The sequence below is a fragment of the Nocardioides ungokensis genome (assembly GCF_013466985.1).
In the GTDB taxonomy this organism is placed as follows: Bacteria; Actinomycetota; Actinomycetes; order Propionibacteriales; family Nocardioidaceae; genus Nocardioides; species Nocardioides ungokensis.
Map to the genome: position 1 here is coordinate 3,458,688 of NZ_CP059164.1, position 17,821 is coordinate 3,476,508.

The following is a 17,821-nucleotide window of genomic DNA, read 5'->3' on the forward strand; positions in this document are numbered from 1 at the left end:
CGCCGCACCTCTCACCCTGAGCTGGACGATGCGCCTGACCGGACGGAAACGCCCCACCCTGACGACCGTGGCTGCCACGGTCGTCCTCATCGCAGCCTCCGCGCTCGCCGCGCGGAGCGGTCCCGCGGACCCGCTCGCCGGCGCCGTCTCGCTCGAGTCGGGGGCAGGCAGCTCTGCGGTCATCGACCGGGCCGTCCACGTGCCGGCCGTCACGGTCGGCGAGGCCCAGGTGCGGCACCCCAAGGGCACCCCGAAGCTCCCCCCGTCGGCAATCGCCCACCTGGACATCCCCCGGTCGCGATGCTCGCCTATGAGAGGGCCGCCGCCGTGATGGACCAGGTCGACGCGTCCTGCGGCCTGTCCTGGACGCTGCTCGCCGCGATCGGCCGGGTCGAGTCCGACCACGGTCGGTACGGCGGCGCCCAGCTGCTGACCGACGGGACGTCGGTGCCCGAGATCCGCGGCCCGGCGCTCGACGGCAAGGGACCGTTCGCGATGATCCGGGACACCGACGCCGGCCGGCTCGACGGGGACCCGGTGTGGGACCGCGCGGTCGGGCCGATGCAGTTCCTCCCCTCGACCTGGGCGGTGGTCGGGGTCGACGCCGACAGCGACGGGGTGCGCTCCCCCAACGACATCAACGACGCCGCGCTCGCCACGGCCGTCTTCCTCTGCTCGGCTCCGGGCAGCCTGGACACCCGCAGCGGGCTCCGGGCGGCGGTCTACCGCTACAACCCCTCGAGCGCCTACGTCGCGAGCGTCCTCGCGGTCGAGCGTGCCTACCGACAGGGCGACTTCACCATGCCCGGCGGAATCCTCCAGTCCAGCCCGATCACGACCATCCTCAGCACGCGGTCCTCCGCCCCCGCCCCCGGCGGACAGGGCGGGTCGGACCAGCAGGGGCAGTCGAAGGGACAGCACCAGACCCGCGTGGGGCACCAGTCCACGGACCCGACCCAGCCGACCCAGCCGACCCACGGCTCGACGGGCAGCTCGGGCCCCGACCCGACGGACCCGCCGTCCTCCGGCACCCCGTCCTCCGACCCGACGGACCCGACGACCCCTGACCCGACGGATCCGCCTGCCCCGACGACACAGACGCCGACACCCACCCCGGACCCCACCCCGGATCCCACCCCGGACCCGCCGCCGACGCCCGACCCCACGCCGGACCCGCCGCCCTCCCCCGACCCGACCCGGTCGAGCTGAGCGGAGTGCTCACCGCGTGCGGAGCCGACCTGGCCAGCTGGTGCCTCGGCGACCAGGTGCTCGACGTCGGTGACGTCGACTTCCTCGCGGCACCTGCCCTGGCCGACTTCGACGCCGACGGCGCGGTGGAGTCCAACACCGACGAGCTCACCGGCCTGGCCGGCACCACGATCACCGTGCTGGCCAGCCCCGACCCGACCCGCCCCGCCGTCGTACTGACCCTGAACGGAACGAGCTACCGGCCATAGAGGTCCGGGATCCTGTCCGGTCCGACACGCCCCAGGTGTCAGTGGGATTGCTCGAGCCGCAGCGCCAGCTTGGGGCAGACCCGAATGGCCTCACGGGCTTCGTCGAGCAGGTCGACGGGTACGTCGACGTCGCTGACGATGGGGAAGCCCCAGTCGTCGAGGGTGATCAGCTCGGGGAGGATCTCGGCGCAGAGCCTGCGCCCCTCGCACGCGATGGGGTCGACCCGCAGCCTCATGCCGGTGGCCATCACGAGGTCCGCAGTGGGAGGGGCAGGATCCTGGCGGTGCGGGTCGCACAGCACCAGCCCCGCGCGTGCTGCTCCAGCTCGGACCCGAAGACGGTGAGGGCGCTGCGGACGAGCCTGGTGGCGCCGTCAGGGAGATTGCAGGCGCCGCGGCCCTCGACCTGGCCGAGCCAGCGCCGCAGGGTGCCCTGGTCAGTAGCGCTGCCGTCAGCGAGTCGGTGCAGCTCGCCGGCAATCGCGTCCAGGCCGAAGAGGCAGGGACCGCACTGGCCCGCCGACTCGTCCGCGAGGTAGCGCACGAGCCTCGCTGTCTCCGCGAGTCCGCAGACGTCGTCGGGCAGCGCCGCGACCAGGCCGGCACCCACGCTCGCACCCACGGGCGCCAGCGCCGCCCGGCTGAAGGCGAGGTCTGCGGCGGCCGCGGGGACCCACGTGCCGAAGTAGCCACCGAGCAGCAGCGCCTGAAGGGGGGCGACCACGCCGTCCGCGAGGCCGAGCACCTGCTGGATCGGGGTGCCGATGGCGATCTCGTGCACGTGGGGTCGGTGCACACCTCCCAGGAGGGTGACCAGCATCGAACCCGGTTCCCGGCTCGTGCCGACGGCGCGGAACCAGGCGGCGCCGTAGCGGGCGATGAGGGCGAGGTGTGCCAGGGTCTCGACGTTCTGGACGAGGGTGGGCCTCCCGCGGAGCCCTCGTTCGGACGCCCTCGGTGGTGTCCTGGTCGGTGTGGGGACCCCGCGCTCGATCCAGTGGATCAGGGCGCTGGCCTCCCCGCCGACGAACCGGTCGGCGCCGGTCATGACCTCGATCCGGATCCGGTCGGAGCCAGCCCGCCGGCGCTCGGCCGCCGCGTCGTCCACGATCTCGCGGACCGAGTGGTGCACGACGACGACCGCGCGGTCGGCGCCGACCACCTCCGCAGCGACGACGGCCCCGTCCAGCACCAGGTGCGGTGACTGCTGCGCGAGCAGGACCTTGTCCTTCGCGCTCGCGGGTTCGCCCTCGGTCCCGTTCGCCACCACCAGGGCACGGCGTCCTGCCGCCACCGCCGCCAGCTTCCTCGCGGTGGGGAACCCCGCGCCGCCCCCCGGCCGGTGAGACCCGCTCGCTCCACCTCCTCGAGGAGGGCGCGCTGCGGTCGGCCCGAGCCGATCGCCGGCAGCCTGCCGTACCGGTCGAGGTGGGCAGCCAGGCTCGTCGGACCGGCCCACGGGTCGACCGGAAGCAGGCGAGGCAGGTGGCCGGCCGAGGGTGTGCCCGCCGGTCTCCACTGCTGACCCAAGCGCTCGTGGTGCCCATCACCGCCCCCGCTCTTCACGCGGCGTGAGCCGCTCGAACCCGACCGACGGCCGGGACGGCGGCGCGGTGTGCCTGATGACCGCCAGGAGCCGTGCCAGCACCGCCGTCACGACGGCGGCGACACAGGCCCACTCGATCAGCGCCACCCACCAGATGCCCTGGTCGGGTCCGGCGCTCAGGGAGTGCAGGAACGCGAACGGCCACGCCAGGTACGCCAGCCAGTGCACGCCGCGCCAGGCCCCGAAGCCCAGCCGGCGGCGCATCAGGCTCGTGACCAGCACCGCACCGCCCAGGTCGACCGCCAGCGTGCCGAGGACCGATCGCGAAGGTCCGGTAGCCAGACAGGAACGGCACCACCGTGGCCGCCCCAGCGATCGACACGAAGGGGTCCATGATCGCGGTCACGACGTGGAGCACGAGGAACGCGACGAGGAACAGGGCGATGGTCCTGTGCACCTCGGCGAAGACGAAACGCGGCAGTCCCGCGGGGCCGAACCCAGCCGCGTCGCCACGCCGAGCACCATCACGGCACTGAGCAGGACAGCAGCGTCAGCCCGCTGGCACGCGAGACGAAACCACCTGCCCTGGGACCCGGGTGACGGCGGCCGCGCCGGCCATCAACGGTGTTGCGATTGTCATCGTGGTCGCTCCTTCGCGTCGCCTGTTTCTCGAGGTTGCCGGGTGCCGCGGGCTCGCATCAGGGTCGAGAGGCCCCGTCGTACACATGGCTGTGCGGTCGGACCGTGACGGGGCAGCCGTCGGCGTCCGGCCAGCCGCCCACGTGGCGCACCTCCCCGTCGCGGGAGACCAGCCGCGCCGGCACGCGGGCCCGGGCCAGCCACTCCTCCGCCTGGTGGCCGGCGACGATCGCGGCCGTGGCGGCGGCGTTGGCGTCTGCACACGTCGCCCCGGCCGCGCTCACCGTCCGCCAGGGGCCGTCCGCGGGCAGTCCGGTCCGGGGATCGACGATGTGGTGCACCACCCGGCCCGCGCGCCGCCACTGGCGGCAGGTGATCGACGAGGTCGCCACCGCTCCCCCGAGCAGCCGGACCGACTGGGTCCGGGCCGACGCGCCGGGATCCGGCTCGTCGGCCACCAGGATCGGCCAGCCGTCGATCGGCGGCTCCCCGTCGACGGCCAGGTCGCCACCGAGGCTGACCAGTACGCCGCCGCGCCGTGCAGTGGCCGCCATCGCCGCCCTGACGCGCGCGATCGGGACCCCAGGGCCTTGGCGGTGGCACCCAGGTCGAGGCGCACCCCGGCCGGCAGACGGAGCATCGGGCCTCGAGCCAGACGCTCTGCCACCCGGGCACCGGGGCCGGTGGCCCGGCAGGCTCAGGCCCGGCTGCGTCGATGGCCGCGAAGTCACGGTCGTAGCCGAGGGAGATCAGGGCGTCGCCGACGGTGGGGTCCACCAGTCCCCCGGTCCATCGCGCGGCGGCCAGCGCGACGCGGACCGCCTCGGCGAGCCCGTCGCTCAGCAGGAACAGACCGCCGTTGCGCCGGTGGAGCCAGGAGATCTGGGAATCCTCCCGGAACCGGCTGGCCTGGCGGTCCAGGTCGTCGAGGACCCGGTCCGTGGCGGCGAGCGCGCGGGCAGGTTTCCGGCGGCCACACGGCCACGCGGGCGGTGGTGCCGATGGCAGCGCGTTCGGCGACGGCGACAGTGTCGTCACACGGTGTCGACGGGCCGCCACGCGGCGGTCAGGCTGGGTGCAGGCATCGAGATCACCTGTCAGTTGTCGTGGTAGGTGGGGTGCCCACTGTGGGTGACCACGGTCTTGCCGTTCGGGAGCTGGGTCGTGGTCGTCGTCACTCCGGAGGCGCTGGTGGTGGCGACGGTGTGACCCACGTGCGGTCCGTGCGCGCCGTGCGTTGCCAACGTGCCTGTCGGGGTGGTGCTGGACACCGTGCTGCCCGGGAACGTCGGGGGCGTGACGGGAACGGCGTTGTGGGCCAGGGCGATGGCCGCGGCACCGGTGCCGACGACCAGCGCGGCCGCCGTCCAGTTGGACATCCGCCGAACCCGGCGGAGGCCCTCGGCCCGGGCTTCCCGTGCCGGCAGCGGCACCCAGCCGCCCGACGGGGCAGGTTCCGGGGCTCCCGGCAGTCGCGCCTGAGCGCTGCGGGGATCACGTTCGTTGTTCATCGGGGTCTCCCCTTCCGGACGGGTTGCTGGCCGGAGCGGTTCCGGCTCTCTCAGCGTGCGCCCGCGAGCGTGAGCCGACCGTGAGAGAACGATGTGAGGCCTCACATCTGCCGGTCTTCCGGCACTGCTCGATCCCGGCCCCGCTGCGTAGCCTCGCTGGTATGCGGGTGCTCGTGATCGAGGACGAGGTGCGCATGGCGACACTCGTCAAGCGGGCCCTCGAGGAGGAGGGGCACGCCGTGGACCTCTGCGGGGACGGTCCCGAGGGATTGTGGATGGCCACGGAGAACCCGTACGCCGCGATCGTGCTGGACGTCATGCTCCCGGGATTCGACGGCTTCGAGCTGTGCCGCCGGCTTCGAGAGGCAGATGTCTGGGTGCCGGTGCTGATGCTCACGGCCCGCGACCAGGTCGGCGACCGGGTCCGGGGCCTGGACGCGGGTGCGGACGACTACCTGGTCAAGCCGTTCAGCCTGATGGAGCTGGCCGCCCGGCTGCGGGCGCTCACGCGGCGTGAGGACCACCGCCGCCCGGTGGTCCTCGAGGTCGGCGACCTGAAGCTGGATCCGGCGACCAAGCGGGCGTGGCGCGGGAGCACGGAGCTCGAGCTCTCCCCCAAGGAGTTCGCCCTGCTCGACCTCTTCCTCCGCCACCCGGGCGTCGTGCTCAGCCGGTCCCAGATCCTCGAGGACGTGTGGGACTTCGCCTACGACGGCACGTCGAACGTCGTCGACCAGTACGTCAACTACCTGCGCCGCAAGGTCGACGCCCCGTTCGGGCGCAGCGACCTCCAGACCGTGCGGGGCATGGGCTACCGGCTGCGCGACGAGGAGGACGGATAGCGATGTCGATCCGGCTCAGGCTCGCCGTGGTCTTCGCGATCGCCTCTGCGATCGTGTACGGCCTGGGGAGTTGGCTCTTCGTGAGCGAGCTCGCCTCCTCCCAGCAGGGGACCATCGACTCCCAGCTCGCTGCCCAGCTCGCCAAGGCCGGCCACTACCTGCCGCGGCCGGGCTCGGCGGCGCCGACCACGGGTGGGGCGCCGGTGCCGGGTGAGTACGTCGTCCAGCTGATCGACCCGGGCGGGCGGGTCCGTGGAGGCAGCGCGGACGCGGGGGCGGCTCCGCTGCTCAGCCCGAGCGAGCTCCGCCAGGCGCGGCTGGGCCGGGTGTTGCGAACCAGCTCCGTCGAGGGCGAGCGGGAGCGGCTGCTGGCCGCGCCGCTGAAGAACCATCCGGGCTGGGTCGCGGTCGCGGACGTCTCGCTCGAGGCGCTCGACAGCACGCTGAGCCATGTCATCCGCGAGCTGCTCATCGCGGGCGGCGTCCTCGTCGTCGGCGCTGGGGTCGGCGCCTACGGCCTGGCTCGCGCCGCCCTGTCGCCCGTCGAGCGGATGCGACGCGAGGTCGCTGGGCTCTCCGAACGGGACGCGGCGACCGGCGTACGCGTGCCGCACACTAGGGACGAGATCGCCGCACTCGCGACGACGATGAACCTGTTGCTGCTGAGCCGGCTGCAGGGGGCGCTCGCGCGGCAGCGGGCGCTGGTCGCGGACGCCAGCCACGAGCTCCGGACACCGTTCGCCGTGCTGCGCGGCGAGCTGGAGCTGGCCGGCCGGCCCGGCAGGAGCCGCGACGAGCTGGCGGCGGCCGTCGTGCGAGCAGGTGAGGAGGCCGCGCGGCTGACGCGCCTCACCGACCAGCTCCTCTTCCTCTCGCCAGGAGCGACGAGGACAGGGTGCCCGCACGCCTGGAACGGGCCGACATCGGGCAGCTCCTCGCCCGCTGCGTGGACCACGCGGCCACCCGCGCGCGAGCGGCCGGCCTCGGGTGCCAGGTCGACGCGCCGCCGGGCCTGGCAGCGCGCGTGGACCCCGACCGCGTGGGCGAGGCGGTCGACAACCTGGTCGACAACGCCCTGCGGTTCGCTCCCTCGGGTACGTCGATCACGATCTCCGCCAGGGCGGTCGGCCAGGACCTGACGGTCGAGGTGTCGGACTCCGGCCCCGGGTTCCCCGAGCAGTTCCTGCCCCACGCCTTCGAGCGCTTCGCGCGCCCGGACTCCAGTCGCGCTCGCCGCGACGGAGGCGCCGGGCTGGGGCTGGCCATCGTGAGCGCCATCGCCCACGCGCACGGCGGGCGGGCGGAAGCACGCAACCGTCCCGGCGGAGGCGCCCTGGTGGCACTGGTGCTGCCGGGGGCGGTCGACCGCTCCCCCTCAGGCCACACCGGGACGGCCACCTGTGCCACGACGAGCCGGTCCCGGGCGGAGGAGCGTTGACGACGCAACGAAAGCCGCCCCGACGGGTGTCGGGGCGGCTTTCGTGTTCAAGAGGGCTGGCTCTTGTTTGAGTGAGTGAGTGGAGCTGGCGGGAATCGAACCCGCGTCCTCGAGCGTCGAACCAGGTCTTCTCCGGGTGCAGTCCGTGATGTCGCTTTTCTCGGCCCCGGGGCTCGCACGAACACGTCCCCGACAGGCTCAGTCAGGAAAAAGTCCCGCTCAACCCTCCTGACAGGAGTTGAGCAGCAAGTCTCCTAGATGACGCACAGCACCGGGCCGGAGACAGATACCCGGGTGTGCGCTTCGATCACCGCTCAGGCGGCGAGAGCGAAGGAACTGCGCTTAGCGTTGGCAGTTATTGGTTTCCAGCGATCGTTTACGAGATGACGCTGGCTTCTCGACCCGCTTCCCCTGGAACTAACGTCCCAAGTCGAAACCGATCAGCCCCTCTTGAGTTGTCAACCTGCATGCACAGGCTATCCGACTCAACCAGCGAGCGGCATCAGGGATTCCCGTCGGGTGGTCCGGCGTACCGGATCCGCACCACGACCTGGCCCGGCGGCAGCTGCGCACGGGGCCAGCGGCGGTGGTACGTCGAGCGCGCGACCGCGTAGCCCGGGTCGCCCGGCGACAGCAGCGCCGCGGCGCCCGGCACCCAGTCGCCGGTCCACAGCACGGCGACCGGCGTGGCCGGCTCGCGCAGGTTGGTCCACCAGGTCTTCCGCTCCGCGTGCCCGGGTACGACGACCAGCCCGAGGCTGTCGACGGCGTACTGCACGGGGAAGCGGTAGGTGCGTCCGCTGGAGCGGCCCCGCACCGAGAGGCCGAGGAGGCTGCGGTCCAGGTGACCGCGCCACGGAGAGCCCAGCAGGCCGAGCACGACACGGTTCGCCGGTGGGGCACCGGTCAGCGAGGGCAGGAACCAGCCCGTGATCAGGCCGAGCACCGCCCCGGCCACGGCACCGGACACCGCACCGTCGAGCAGCAGCCAGGCCACCGGCCAGTCCGCTCCGGGCAGCGAAGCGCCCAGGAAGATCAGACACATGGCCGGTGGCCAGGCCACCGCATTGGCGCCCACCCAGCGCCACGGGTGGGAGGTCGCGCCGCGTAGGGCGACCGCCTGTGCGGACCCCAGCACGGAGCCCATCACCAGTCCCAGACCCGCGGCGCCGATGAGCACCAGCGGAAGTGGCGGGGAGCTCCCGCCACCGTCCCCCGTGTCCCCCGACAGGACGGCGGGCGCTGATGCACCCGCCCACCCCAGGCCGGCGACCAGCACGGTCGCGAGCACGTAGCGTCCCCTCTGCAGCGAGGACAGCCAGCGGCCCAGACCCCATGCCTGCGCCGACCCCAGGGAAAAACCTTCGACCAGCCCACCGAGGACCACGATCACCAGCGCCAGCCCGGCACTCCCCAGGGCGCCGGGACGGTCGACGACGGCCTGACCGGCTCGCGCCGCCCCGGCAGCCGCTGTCATGCCCACGGCCTCGGCAACGGCGCAGAGCGCCGTCCACCTGAGCACCGTCGGTGCCAGCGCCGGGGCCTCCGTCCTGGTGACCACGGGGTGTCTGGTCGAAAGGCTCACTCGGCTCGACCCACCCCGAGCACGCCGGGGCGCGCATCAGAAGGGAACGAGGAGTGCATGGCCCACAGTTCACCGGGCGTACCCAACATGGGGCAGGGCCTAAGGTCCCTAGGCGTTCGGGGCCTTCAGGTGGCTCCACCGAAGAGGCGGGTGCCGTTCTCCCAGCAGACCGCGCGCAGCCAGTCCTCGCCCAGGCCCAGCCGCTGGAGCCCCTCGAGCTGGTGTGCATAGGGGTACGGGATGGTCGGGAAGTCACTGCCGAGCAGCACCTTGTGCTGCAGGTCGACCAGTCGGGGCAGCAGCTCGCGCGGGTAGGCCGCCTCGGCGTCGAAGAAGTCGGTGAACACCATCGTGGTGTCGAGGAAGGTGCGCTCGTAGGCCTCCGCGAGCGCCAGGAACTCGGCGTACTCCGGCGCCCCCAGGTGTGCGACCACCACCGTGAGTCCCGGGAACCTCTCCAGCACCCTGCGCAACGGATCGGGCCCGGTGAAGGCGTTGCCGACGGGTCCGGAGCCGGCATGGATCACCACGGGCGTGCCGGCGTCCTGCAGGGTGCCCCAGACGGCGTCCAGCTCGGGCGTGTCGAGGTGGAACTCCCCCACCTGCACGTGCACCTTGAACACCTCGACGCCGTCGGCGACGAGCTTGTCGACGTACGCCGGGGCCTCGGGCTCGGGGTAGAAGGTCGCCGACCACAGGCACTCGGGCACCTGCTCGGCGAAGGAGCGCGCCCAGTCGTTGAGGTACGACGCGATCCCGGGACGGTGGGCGTAGGGCAGGGCCGAGAATCGGCGCACCCCCATCGCCCTGAGGTGCTCGACCCGCTCCTCGTGGCTGCCGCGGTAGCGGATCGGCCACTCCCGCCCGATCTTGGGGCCCGCCCGGTCGAACTGCTCGTAGACCTTGCGCTGGACGTTCTCGGGCAGGAAGTGGATGTGGACGTCGAAGAGCCCGGGCAGCCCGAGCGCTGCCCACCAGCCCGGGACGTCCTCGTCGATCAATCCATCCCCTTGAGCCGGCGGCCCAGTGCCTGCTCCTTCTCGCGGTTGGCCTGGCGCTCGGCGAGCGAGTGCCGTTTGTCCCACGTCTTCTTGCCACGGGCGAGGGCGATCTCGACCTTGGCACGCCCGTCGAGGAAGTAGAGCGACAGCGGCACGATCGTCAGGCCCTTCTCGTTGACCCGGCGCTCGATCTTGTCGATCTCGGCGCGGTTGAGCAGGAGCTTGCGCTTGCGGCGCGCGGCGTGGTTGGTCCAGGTGCCCTGGGAGTACTCCGGGATGTGCACGCCGTGCAGCCACGCCTCGTGGCCGTCGATGTCGACGAAGCCGTCGACCAGGGAGGCGCGACCGGCGCGCAACGACTTCACCTCGGTGCCCATGAGGACCAGGCCGGCCTCGTAGGTGTCCTCGATGTGGTAGTCGTGCCGCGCCTTCTTGTTCTGCGCGATGAGCTTGCGCCCCTGTTCCTTCGGCATCCGGTCATTCTTTCAGGCACGGCAACCGGGTTGTCGGGCGCGTCCCGTCGGCCTGGAAGTCGACTCAGAACCAGTTCATCGGGTCGACGGGGGTGCCGTTGACCATGACGGTGAAGTGCAGGTGGCAGCCCGTGGACCAGCCAGTGGTGCCGACCCAGCCGACGACCTGGCCGCGGCTGACGTGGTTGCCGGTGTGGGCCCGGTAGCCGGAGAGGTGGTTGTAGATGACCGTGACGTTCTTGCCGTTGATCATGCCGAGGTTCAGGTAGAGGCGGTTGCCCCAGACCGAGGAGTAGTACTCCGACATCACGGTGCCGTTCGCCACGGCGTACAGGGGCTGGTGGCAGGCGGCGCCGAAGTCGGTGCCGTCGTGCAGGCCCCAGTAGTGGTAGATCGGGTGGATCCGCCAGCCGAACGGCGAGGTGACCGGACCGGTGACCGGGTGCATGAGCAGCCCGCCCGAGGGCCCGTGGTAGCCGCCGTGCCGCGCAGCGGCGCGGCGGGCCGCGGCGAGGATCTGCTGCTTGATCCGGTTCTCCTGCTGGTGCAGGCGAGCCAGCTGGGCGCGGTCGCGGGCGTGGGCCCGGCTCGCGACCTCACGGGCGTGCTGGCGCGAGGCCACCATCGTCCGGACCTTGTCCTTGGCCGCGTGGGTCTGCTCGAGCAGCTTGCGCATCACGACGAGGTGCTCGGCCGCGGCGCGGCGCTGGACCGCGACCTCGTCCTTGGCCGCCTGGACCTCCTGCTGGTGGACCTGGAGCAGCACCTCGGCCGCGTGCAGGTCGTCGTAGGAGCGGGTCTGGCGGCTGACGATGACGTCGCGGGCCTCGATCCGGCGGGTGAGGTCGGCCGGGCTCTGGGCGTCGAGGATCGAGGAGATCGCCAGCAACTGCGGGTCACCCTCCTCGTAGATCGAGGTGATCGTGTCGGCGACCTGGGTGCGCTGGTCGTCGACGGCCTGCTGCCCGGTCGCGAGGGCGGACTCTGCGTTGGTCAGCCGCTGCTCGGCCGCGGCCAGCTTCGCCCTCATCTCCCGGTCCCGCAGCTGGGCGGCGTCGTGCTTGCTCCGCGCCGCGTCGAGCTCGCGCCGGGCCGCGGCGAGCTGCGACTGGGCCTGGTCGAGCGCGACCGTCGCCCGTCGCAGCCTCGAGCTGGACTCGTCGAGGTCGTGCGTGGCCGAGTGGATCTGGCCCTGGACGTGCTTCTGCTTGCTCTTCAGGTCGTCGGCGTTGGCCAGGGGGGCGGTGAGCACTCCGATCGCCACCGCGCCAGCCAGTGCGGCTGCTGCGAGGCGACGGGGCGCGGCACGGGGGAAGGAGCGCACCGTTCTGCCTTCGTTGTGATGGAAGTGAACAGTGTGACGTTAACCCCGCGGGTCAGACTTTGAGGTATTTGCGTGTCAGCACGAGTGTCGGGAGCAGCGTGAGGATCGGCCCGAGGATCGCGATGGCGATCACCGCGACGACATACTCGGACCCTCCGACCCACGGGATGAAGTTCAGCTTGCCCTCGATCCGTTGGTGCACGCCGAAGTACATGAAGGCGCCGAGCCCCCCTGCGGCGAGCGTCACGCCGATGAGCGCGGTGACCAACGCCTCGAGCAGGAACGGCAGCGCGATGTAGACCGTCGAGGCGCCGACCAGCCGCATGATCCCGATCTCCCGCCGTCGCGCGAAGGCGGCAAGGCGGATGGTGTTGGCGACCAGCAGCAGCGCGGCGATGACGAGGAACGCGGCGGTCCCGAGGGCGCCCCACTGGAGTGCGTTGATCGACCCGTAGAGCGGTTTCAGGGTCTGGCGGGCGTCGCGGATGCCCGAGACGCCGTCGAGCCCGACGACCGCGCTGGTGATGCCCTTGTACTGATCAGGGTCCTTGAGCGTGATCCACAACGACTGCGGCATGTCGGCCGCGGTCGCCGCCGGGTTGGGGCCCTGGAACTTGTCGGGCCCGAGCAGCTCCTTGACCTTCTCGAAGGCCTGCTCCTTGGACTCGAAGTGGTAGTCCGCGACCTCCGGGTTGTCCTTCGTGACCTTCTCGATCGCCTGCTTCTGGGCGTCGGTGACCTCACCGGTGCAGGCCGGGTTGTCGTCCTTCTCCTTGCAGAGCCAGACGGTGATCTGGAGCTGGCTGCCCCAGTAGCTGGCGGCCTTGTCGGCCTGCTGGTTCAGGAGCACCCCGAGTCCGACCAGGGTGAGGGAGACGAACAGGGTCAGCACCACCGCCACGTGCATGGTGAGGTTGCGGCGCAGACCCTGGCCGAGCTCGGAGAAGACGTAACGCAGCTGCATGAGGAGTAGAGGCTCTCTTCGGGGGCAGGTGGTGGGACGGGGATCAGTGCTGGAAGCCGTAGACGCCCTGCGCCTGGTCACGGATGACCCGGCCGTCGTCGAGCTCGATCACCCGCTTGCGCATCTGGTCGACGATTCCGGCGTCGTGCGTGGCCATCAGGACGGTCGTGCCCGTGCGGTTGATCCGGTCGAGGAGCTTCATGATCCCGACCGACGTGGTCGGGTCGAGGTTTCCGGTGGGCTCGTCGGCGATGAGGATCATCGGCCGGTTGACGAAGGCGCGCGCGATCGCGACCCGCTGCTGCTCACCACCGGAGAGCTCGTCGGGCATCCGGTCGCCCTTGCCCTCCAGGCCGACCAGCTCGAGGGTCTCCGGGACCAGGGTGGCGATCTCCGAGCGCGACCGCCCGATCACCTGCAGCGCGAAGGCGACGTTCTCGCTGACCGTCTTGTTCGGCAGCAGCCGGAAGTCCTGGAAGACCGTGCCGATCGAACGGCGCAGCCGCGGCACCTTCCAGCCCGCCAGCCGGTTGATCTCCTTGCCGGCCACGTAGATGCGGCCGGACGAGGCGCGGTACTCGCGCAGGATGAGGCGCAGGAACGTGGACTTGCCGGAGCCCGAGGCCCCCACGAGGAAGACGAACTCGCCCTTGTCCACATCGACCGACACCTGGTCGAGGGCAGGGTGGCCCATGCCGGCGTAGGTCTTGGTGACCTTCTCGAAACGAATCACGTAGAGCGAGGGTAGTCGAGAACCCTGAGAGCCCCGGGACGCCCCGTCGGCGGGCGTGGCCCGGCTCACGCCGTATGTTGTTTCCGTGCCCGCCGTACGACGTTCGCTGCTCGCCGTGGCCATGGCGACGCCGTTGCTCCTGCTGGGAGCCTGCAACGACGACAACTCCTCGAGCCCGAAGCCGACGCCGTCCTCCGCGCCCCCCACCCCGCTGCAGTCCCTCTCGACCACCGATCTGGTGGTGCGTCGCGAGGCTTTCTGCCCGGTGGTCTCGCCGGACGCGGTGACCGCGGCGCTGGGCGGGGCACCGAAGCGCTCGACCTCCTACGACAACGGCGACCCGGCCCGGCTCGCCACGGACGTCAAGGACGTGGCCCACGAGTACGGCTGCACGTGGCGGTCCGCCGACGGCGCCGTCGCCAGCGCCTGGGTGTTCGCACCCCCTATCACCCGCGCCCGCGCCGGTGACCTGCTGCGCTCCCCGCTCGGCGCCCACTGCGTGCGGGTCCCGGGCCCCGACTTCGGCAGGCCGTCGGCGGCGACCCGGTGCCGCACCCCCGACGGCGTCGAGCGGGCCTACCGTGGCCTCTTCGGGGACGCCTGGCTGAGCTGCACGCTGAGCGCGCCCGGGCGGAAGGAGCCCGCGGACCTGTCCACGCGCGCCAACCGCTGGTGCGCCGCGGTGGCCACGGCGGCAGCGAGCTGACCAAGAGAAGGATCGAACGGGGGAGGCAGCATGAGGCGAGGCATCACGGCGTGGTCGGCGGGGGTGTTGTTGCTGGCAGGCGTCGCGACGGTGCCCCAGGGCATCGCGCAGGCCGGGACGGTGGCCACCTGCCACGGCCGGGCGGCGACGATGGTCTACGGCGACGGGGACAACCAGGTCACCGGCACCACGGGTGACGACGTCGTCGTGCTCGGCGGAGGCGACGACACGTTCACGGACCCCGGCGGCGACGACGTCGTCTGCGGCGGGCCGGGTGACGACTACTTCACCGACGGGCCGGGCCGCGACTGGTACGGCGGCGGCGCCGGGTCCGACAGCCTCGCCTTCGACGGCTCCGGGCTGCACCTGCAGGTCGGCGAAGGGCACGAGCGCAGGAACGACGGGGACGCCTTCACCGCGATGGAGGGGTTCTACGGCACTCCCGGCGACGACCTGTTCATCGGGACGCGGGGCGACGACACCTTCCAGGGCGACGACGGGACCGATCGGATCTACCTCGGCCGGGGCAACGACTGGGCCCAGGCGATGGACGGCTCGCGCGTCGACGGCGGGCCCGGACGCGACCACCTGAAGGTCCAGGACACCGCGATGGCGCTCGGCGGCTCGGGCGCGGACTTCCTCGAGTCGGTCCTCGGGTCACCGCAGCTCCTGGGCGGCCGAGGCGCCGACGTGCTCCAGGCCAACCTCTCCACCCCGCGGGTCGACGGCGAGGACGGGCGCGACCGGTTCGGCGCGTGGTTCGACACCCAGCCCATGACCGTCGACCTGGCCACCGGTGCGGCCAGCAGCCCGGTGGCCGGGCAGTTCACCGTGCTCGGCGTCGAGGACGTCGTCGGCACTGCGTACGACGACGTCCTGCGCGGCACCGACGGCGTCAACCGGCTGCTCGGCGGCGCCGGGAACGACCGGCTCGTCGGCCGGGGCGGCGACGACACCCTCGACGGCGGGGACGGCACCGACCGCGCGGACGGCGGCGGTGGCCGCGACACGTGCACGGCGGAGACGCGCCTGCGCTGCTGAGCGGCCGCCTCCCTACCCAGATCTGGTCACCCGGCCCCTGATCGGGGGGCCGGCCCTCCCCTCGCTCCCGACCCTGAGAGCGAGGTGGAGGGAGGACCCCGATGGGTCGAGCACAGAGCGCCCGGTGGAGACGTCCGGGCGCGGGAGTCCTCGGGGTGGTCCTGGTGGGCGCGTTTCTGTCCGCCATCGGGGCGGTGCCGGCGGGAGCCTCGCCGGACGCAGGAGCGACCACCGCGGGCCCCGGCCGGGTCCTCTTCCGGGACCCGGCCGGCCCGGCCGCCGACGGAGGCACCACGGCCCGACGGGCGACAGCGACCAAGGCAGCGTTCCCGCTCAGCCAGACCTTCGCGCTGCACAGCCTGCCCGGGTCGCAGCACACGATCTTCCTCGACTTCGACGGCGCGACCGTCGCCGACACTGCGTGGAACGGCCCGGACATCGGGCTCGCGGCGGGCGACTACCGGGGCTGGGTGCTCGACCCGCAGGACCCGCGCTCGGACGCCGAGCTCGCCGACATCCAGAACATCTGGCAGCGGGTCGCCGAGGACTACGCCCCCTTCGACGTCGACGTCACCACCTCCGACCCGGGTCCGGACGCCCTGACCCGCAGCGGGCCCGACGACCCGACGTACGGCACCCGGGTGCTGGTCAGCTCCAGCAACGCGGCGATGCGCGTGGTGTGCCCCGACCTGTGCTCGGGCAGCGCCTTCTTCGACGTCTTCGACCTGACGAGCGCCCACGACTTCTACCAGCCGGCCTGGGTCTTCCCGAAGATGCTCTTCAACGACCCCAAGGACATCGGCGAGACGATCAGCCACGAGGTCGGCCACAACTTCGGCCTGCTCCACGACGGCACGGCGACCGACGGCTACTACCAGGGGCACCGCAACTGGGCACCGATCATGGGAGTCGGCTTCGACCGGGCGGTCACCCAGTGGAGCCGCGGTGGCTACGCGGGTGCGAACAACCAGCAGGACGACCTGGCGCTGATCGCCGCCAATGGCGCGCCGCTGAGGGCGGACGAGGCGGGGAGCACGCCGGACGGGGCCGGGCCGCTGCCCGCCGGGCGGGCGTACATCACCGACAACGCGGACGTCGACGTCTATGCCCTCGGAACGTGCGCCGGCAGCGTGACCGTCTCGGCGAGACCCGCGCCGGTGTCACCGGACCTCGACATCCGGGTCTCGGTGCTCCGGGCCGACGGCTCGCTCGTCGCCGGCGCCAACCCGCCGTCGAACAACCTCGACCGCGACCGGGCCCAGGGCATGTCGGCCACGGTGGCCGCCCAGGTCCCGGCAGGCAGCTACTACGTCGCCGTCACCGGGGTCGGCCACGGCGGCGCGCTGAGCGGCTACGACGGCTACGCGAGCGTCGGCTCCTACCGGATCAGCCAGAGCGGCTGCTCGGGCTGAGCCCGCGACGACGTCAGTTCGCGGCGGCCTTCTCGGCGCCGCGGCGCCAGCGGATCCCGGCCTCGAGGAAGCCGTCGAGGTCGCCGTCGAACACGGCCGCCGGGTTGCCGACCTCGTAGCCGGTGCGCAGGTCCTTGACGATCTGGTAGGGGTTCAGCACGTAGTTGCGCATCTGGTCGCCCCACGACGCCTGGACGTCGCCGCGCATCTCGTCGAGCTGGGCCTTCTCCTCGGCCTTCTTCAGCGCGAGCAGCTTGGCCTTGAGCACGACCATCGCGCTCGCCTTGTTCTGCAGCTGGCTCTTCTCGTTCTGGCAGCTGACGACCACGCCGGTGGGGATGTGGGTCAGGCGCACCGCGGAGTCGGTGGTGTTGACCGACTGTCCGCCGGGGCCGCCGGAGCGGTAGACGTCGACGCGGATCTCCTCGTCGGGGACGTCGATCTCGTCGGTCTGCTCCAGCACCGGCACCACCTCGACCGCGGCGAAGCTGGTCTGGCGGCGGCCCTGGTTGTCAAAGGGGCTGATCCGGACCAGGCGGTGGGTGCCGGCCTCGACGGAGAGGGTGCCGTAGGCGTACGGCGCGTGCACCGCGAAGGTGGCCGACTTCAGGCCCGCCTCCTCGGCGTACGAGGTGTCGAAGACCTCGACGGGGTACTTGTGCTGCTCGGCCCAGCGCGTGTACATCCGCATCAGCATCTCGGCGAAGTCGGCGGCGTCGACGCCACCGGCACCGGAGCGGATGGTCACCAGCGCCTCGCGGGCGTCGTACTCGCCGGAGAGCAGGGTGCGGACCTCGAGGGCCTCGACGGCCTTCTTGATCCGTTCGAGCTCCTTCTCGGCGTCGGCGATCGCGTCGGCGTCGCCCTCCTCCTGACCGAGCTCGACCATGATGCCGAGGTCCTCGATCCGGGAGCTGAGGGCGGCGAAGCGGTCGACCTCACCCTGGAGGGCGGAGAGGCGGCCGGTCACGCGGGTGGCGTTGTCCTGGTCGTCCCACAGGTCGGGTGCGGCCACCTGCTCCCCGAGGTCGGCGATCTCCTTGCGCATCGCGTCGACGTCCAGCACCTGCTCGATGGTGCGCATGGTCGTCTGGAGCTGCTTGATCTCGGTGTCGAAGTCGGGGCCTGCCACAAGGAGCGAGCCTACCT

21 protein-coding genes, 1 other RNA gene and 1 pseudogene are annotated in these 17,821 nt (G+C 72.0%); 9 read left to right on the plus strand and 14 right to left on the minus strand.

Annotation, left to right across the window (positions count from 1 at the left end; all coding sequences use genetic code 11):
* Window positions 1-67: 67 nt before the first annotated feature.
* From H0S67_RS17070 to H0S67_RS17080, 3 genes are read left to right on the plus strand one after another with little or no spacing between them, the layout of a single operon-like run.
* Window positions 68-331, plus strand: a complete 264-nt coding sequence (locus H0S67_RS17070; RefSeq protein ID WP_180934001.1) for a hypothetical protein — start codon at window positions 68-70, stop codon at window positions 329-331.
* Window positions 301-1,209 (plus strand): lytic transglycosylase domain-containing protein, encoded by a 909-nt coding sequence (locus H0S67_RS17075; RefSeq protein ID WP_180934002.1) that lies wholly within the window; start codon window positions 301-303, stop codon window positions 1,207-1,209. The genes H0S67_RS17070 and H0S67_RS17075 overlap by 31 nt, the downstream gene beginning before the upstream one ends.
* 5 nt (window positions 1,210-1,214) lie before the next feature.
* Complete coding sequence (locus tag H0S67_RS17080; RefSeq protein ID WP_180934003.1) at window positions 1,215-1,457, plus strand: hypothetical protein; 243 nt, start codon at window positions 1,215-1,217, stop codon at window positions 1,455-1,457.
* Window positions 1,458-1,495: 38 nt separating this feature from the next.
* Here H0S67_RS17080 and H0S67_RS17085 read toward each other — a convergent pair whose 3' ends face one another.
* From H0S67_RS17085 to H0S67_RS25740, 6 genes and pseudogenes are all read right to left on the minus strand, one after another.
* Complete coding sequence (locus H0S67_RS17085) at window positions 1,496-1,705, minus strand: ferredoxin (RefSeq protein WP_180934004.1); 210 nt, start codon at window positions 1,703-1,705, stop codon at window positions 1,496-1,498.
* Window positions 1,705-2,976 (minus strand): NADH-ubiquinone oxidoreductase-F iron-sulfur binding region domain-containing protein, encoded by a 1,272-nt coding sequence (locus H0S67_RS17090; RefSeq protein WP_425489830.1) that lies wholly within the window; start codon window positions 2,974-2,976, stop codon window positions 1,705-1,707. The genes H0S67_RS17085 and H0S67_RS17090 overlap by 1 nt, the downstream gene beginning before the upstream one ends.
* A 27-nt stretch (window positions 2,977-3,003) precedes the next feature.
* A complete protein-coding gene (locus H0S67_RS17095) occupies window positions 3,004-3,285 on the minus strand; it encodes a hypothetical protein (RefSeq protein ID WP_180934006.1) in 282 nt (93 codons plus the stop codon).
* A 416-nt stretch (window positions 3,286-3,701) separates the two neighbouring features.
* Complete coding sequence (locus H0S67_RS23780; protein WP_219635315.1) at window positions 3,702-4,196, minus strand: FAD:protein FMN transferase; 495 nt, start codon at window positions 4,194-4,196, stop codon at window positions 3,702-3,704.
* Window positions 4,197-4,389: 193 nt separating this feature from the next.
* Window positions 4,390-4,701 (minus strand): annotated as a pseudogene (locus H0S67_RS28365) (FAD:protein FMN transferase); the annotation flags it as partial.
* Between the two features lie 38 nt (window positions 4,702-4,739).
* A complete protein-coding gene (locus H0S67_RS25740) occupies window positions 4,740-5,021 on the minus strand; it encodes a hypothetical protein (protein WP_180934007.1) in 282 nt (93 codons plus the stop codon).
* 293 nt (window positions 5,022-5,314) lie between these two features.
* Between H0S67_RS25740 and H0S67_RS17110 the strand changes: the two genes are divergently transcribed.
* From H0S67_RS17110 to H0S67_RS17120, 3 genes are read left to right on the plus strand one after another with little or no spacing between them, the layout of a single operon-like run.
* A complete protein-coding gene (locus H0S67_RS17110) occupies window positions 5,315-5,995 on the plus strand; it encodes a response regulator transcription factor (RefSeq protein ID WP_180934008.1) in 681 nt (226 codons plus the stop codon).
* Window positions 5,996-5,997: 2 nt separating this feature from the next.
* The gene (locus tag H0S67_RS17115; RefSeq protein ID WP_180934009.1) at window positions 5,998-7,134 is read left to right on the plus strand and encodes a histidine kinase dimerization/phospho-acceptor domain-containing protein; all 1,137 of its coding nucleotides are present in this window, start codon (window positions 5,998-6,000) and stop codon (window positions 7,132-7,134) included.
* Window positions 7,035-7,433: a sensor histidine kinase gene (locus H0S67_RS17120; protein ID WP_180934010.1), complete on the plus strand. Its 399-nt coding sequence runs from the start codon at window positions 7,035-7,037 to the stop codon at window positions 7,431-7,433. The genes H0S67_RS17115 and H0S67_RS17120 overlap by 100 nt, the downstream gene beginning before the upstream one ends.
* A gap of 77 nt (window positions 7,434-7,510) precedes the next feature.
* On the opposite strand, the gene ssrA is transcribed toward H0S67_RS17120, so the two are convergent.
* The 7 genes from ssrA to ftsE all read right to left on the minus strand — a co-directional run bounded on the left by ssrA (window position 7,511) and on the right by ftsE (window position 13,513).
* Window positions 7,511-7,881, minus strand: a transfer-messenger RNA (tmRNA) gene (gene ssrA, locus H0S67_RS17125).
* Window positions 7,882-7,935: 54 nt separating this feature from the next.
* Window positions 7,936-8,994, minus strand: a complete 1,059-nt coding sequence (locus tag H0S67_RS17130) for a hypothetical protein (RefSeq protein WP_180934011.1) — start codon at window positions 8,992-8,994, stop codon at window positions 7,936-7,938.
* Between the two features lie 149 nt (window positions 8,995-9,143).
* Window positions 9,144-10,019, minus strand: coding sequence for an amidohydrolase family protein (locus tag H0S67_RS17135; RefSeq protein WP_180934012.1), 876 nt, complete (start codon window positions 10,017-10,019; stop codon window positions 9,144-9,146).
* Window positions 10,016-10,492: an SsrA-binding protein SmpB gene (gene smpB / locus H0S67_RS17140; RefSeq protein WP_180934013.1), complete on the minus strand. Its 477-nt coding sequence runs from the start codon at window positions 10,490-10,492 to the stop codon at window positions 10,016-10,018. Before smpB ends, H0S67_RS17135 begins: the two co-directional genes overlap by 4 nt.
* A 64-nt stretch (window positions 10,493-10,556) precedes the next feature.
* The gene (locus H0S67_RS17145; RefSeq protein WP_180934014.1) at window positions 10,557-11,756 is read right to left on the minus strand and encodes a M23 family metallopeptidase; all 1,200 of its coding nucleotides are present in this window, start codon (window positions 11,754-11,756) and stop codon (window positions 10,557-10,559) included.
* A 112-nt stretch (window positions 11,757-11,868) separates the two neighbouring features.
* Window positions 11,869-12,780: a permease-like cell division protein FtsX gene (ftsX, locus tag H0S67_RS17150; protein ID WP_180934015.1), complete on the minus strand. Its 912-nt coding sequence runs from the start codon at window positions 12,778-12,780 to the stop codon at window positions 11,869-11,871.
* A 43-nt stretch (window positions 12,781-12,823) separates the two neighbouring features.
* Window positions 12,824-13,513, minus strand: a complete 690-nt coding sequence (ftsE, locus tag H0S67_RS17155) for a cell division ATP-binding protein FtsE (protein WP_180934016.1) — start codon at window positions 13,511-13,513, stop codon at window positions 12,824-12,826.
* A gap of 85 nt (window positions 13,514-13,598) precedes the next feature.
* Between ftsE and H0S67_RS17160 the strand changes: the two genes are divergently transcribed.
* From H0S67_RS17160 to H0S67_RS17170, 3 genes are all read left to right on the plus strand, one after another.
* Window positions 13,599-14,219: a hypothetical protein gene (locus tag H0S67_RS17160; RefSeq protein WP_180934017.1), complete on the plus strand. Its 621-nt coding sequence runs from the start codon at window positions 13,599-13,601 to the stop codon at window positions 14,217-14,219.
* A 30-nt stretch (window positions 14,220-14,249) separates the two neighbouring features.
* Window positions 14,250-15,260 (plus strand): calcium-binding protein, encoded by a 1,011-nt coding sequence (locus H0S67_RS17165; RefSeq protein ID WP_180934018.1) that lies wholly within the window; start codon window positions 14,250-14,252, stop codon window positions 15,258-15,260.
* A gap of 164 nt (window positions 15,261-15,424) precedes the next feature.
* A complete protein-coding gene (locus tag H0S67_RS17170) occupies window positions 15,425-16,672 on the plus strand; it encodes a hypothetical protein (protein WP_180934019.1) in 1,248 nt (415 codons plus the stop codon).
* Between the two features lie 13 nt (window positions 16,673-16,685).
* Here the strand turns inward: H0S67_RS17170 and prfB are convergent, their stop codons facing one another.
* Entirely contained in the window at window positions 16,686-17,804 is a 1,119-nt protein-coding gene (prfB, locus tag H0S67_RS17175) for a peptide chain release factor 2 (protein WP_180934020.1), read from the minus strand.
* Window positions 17,805-17,821: the final 17 nt, after the last annotated feature.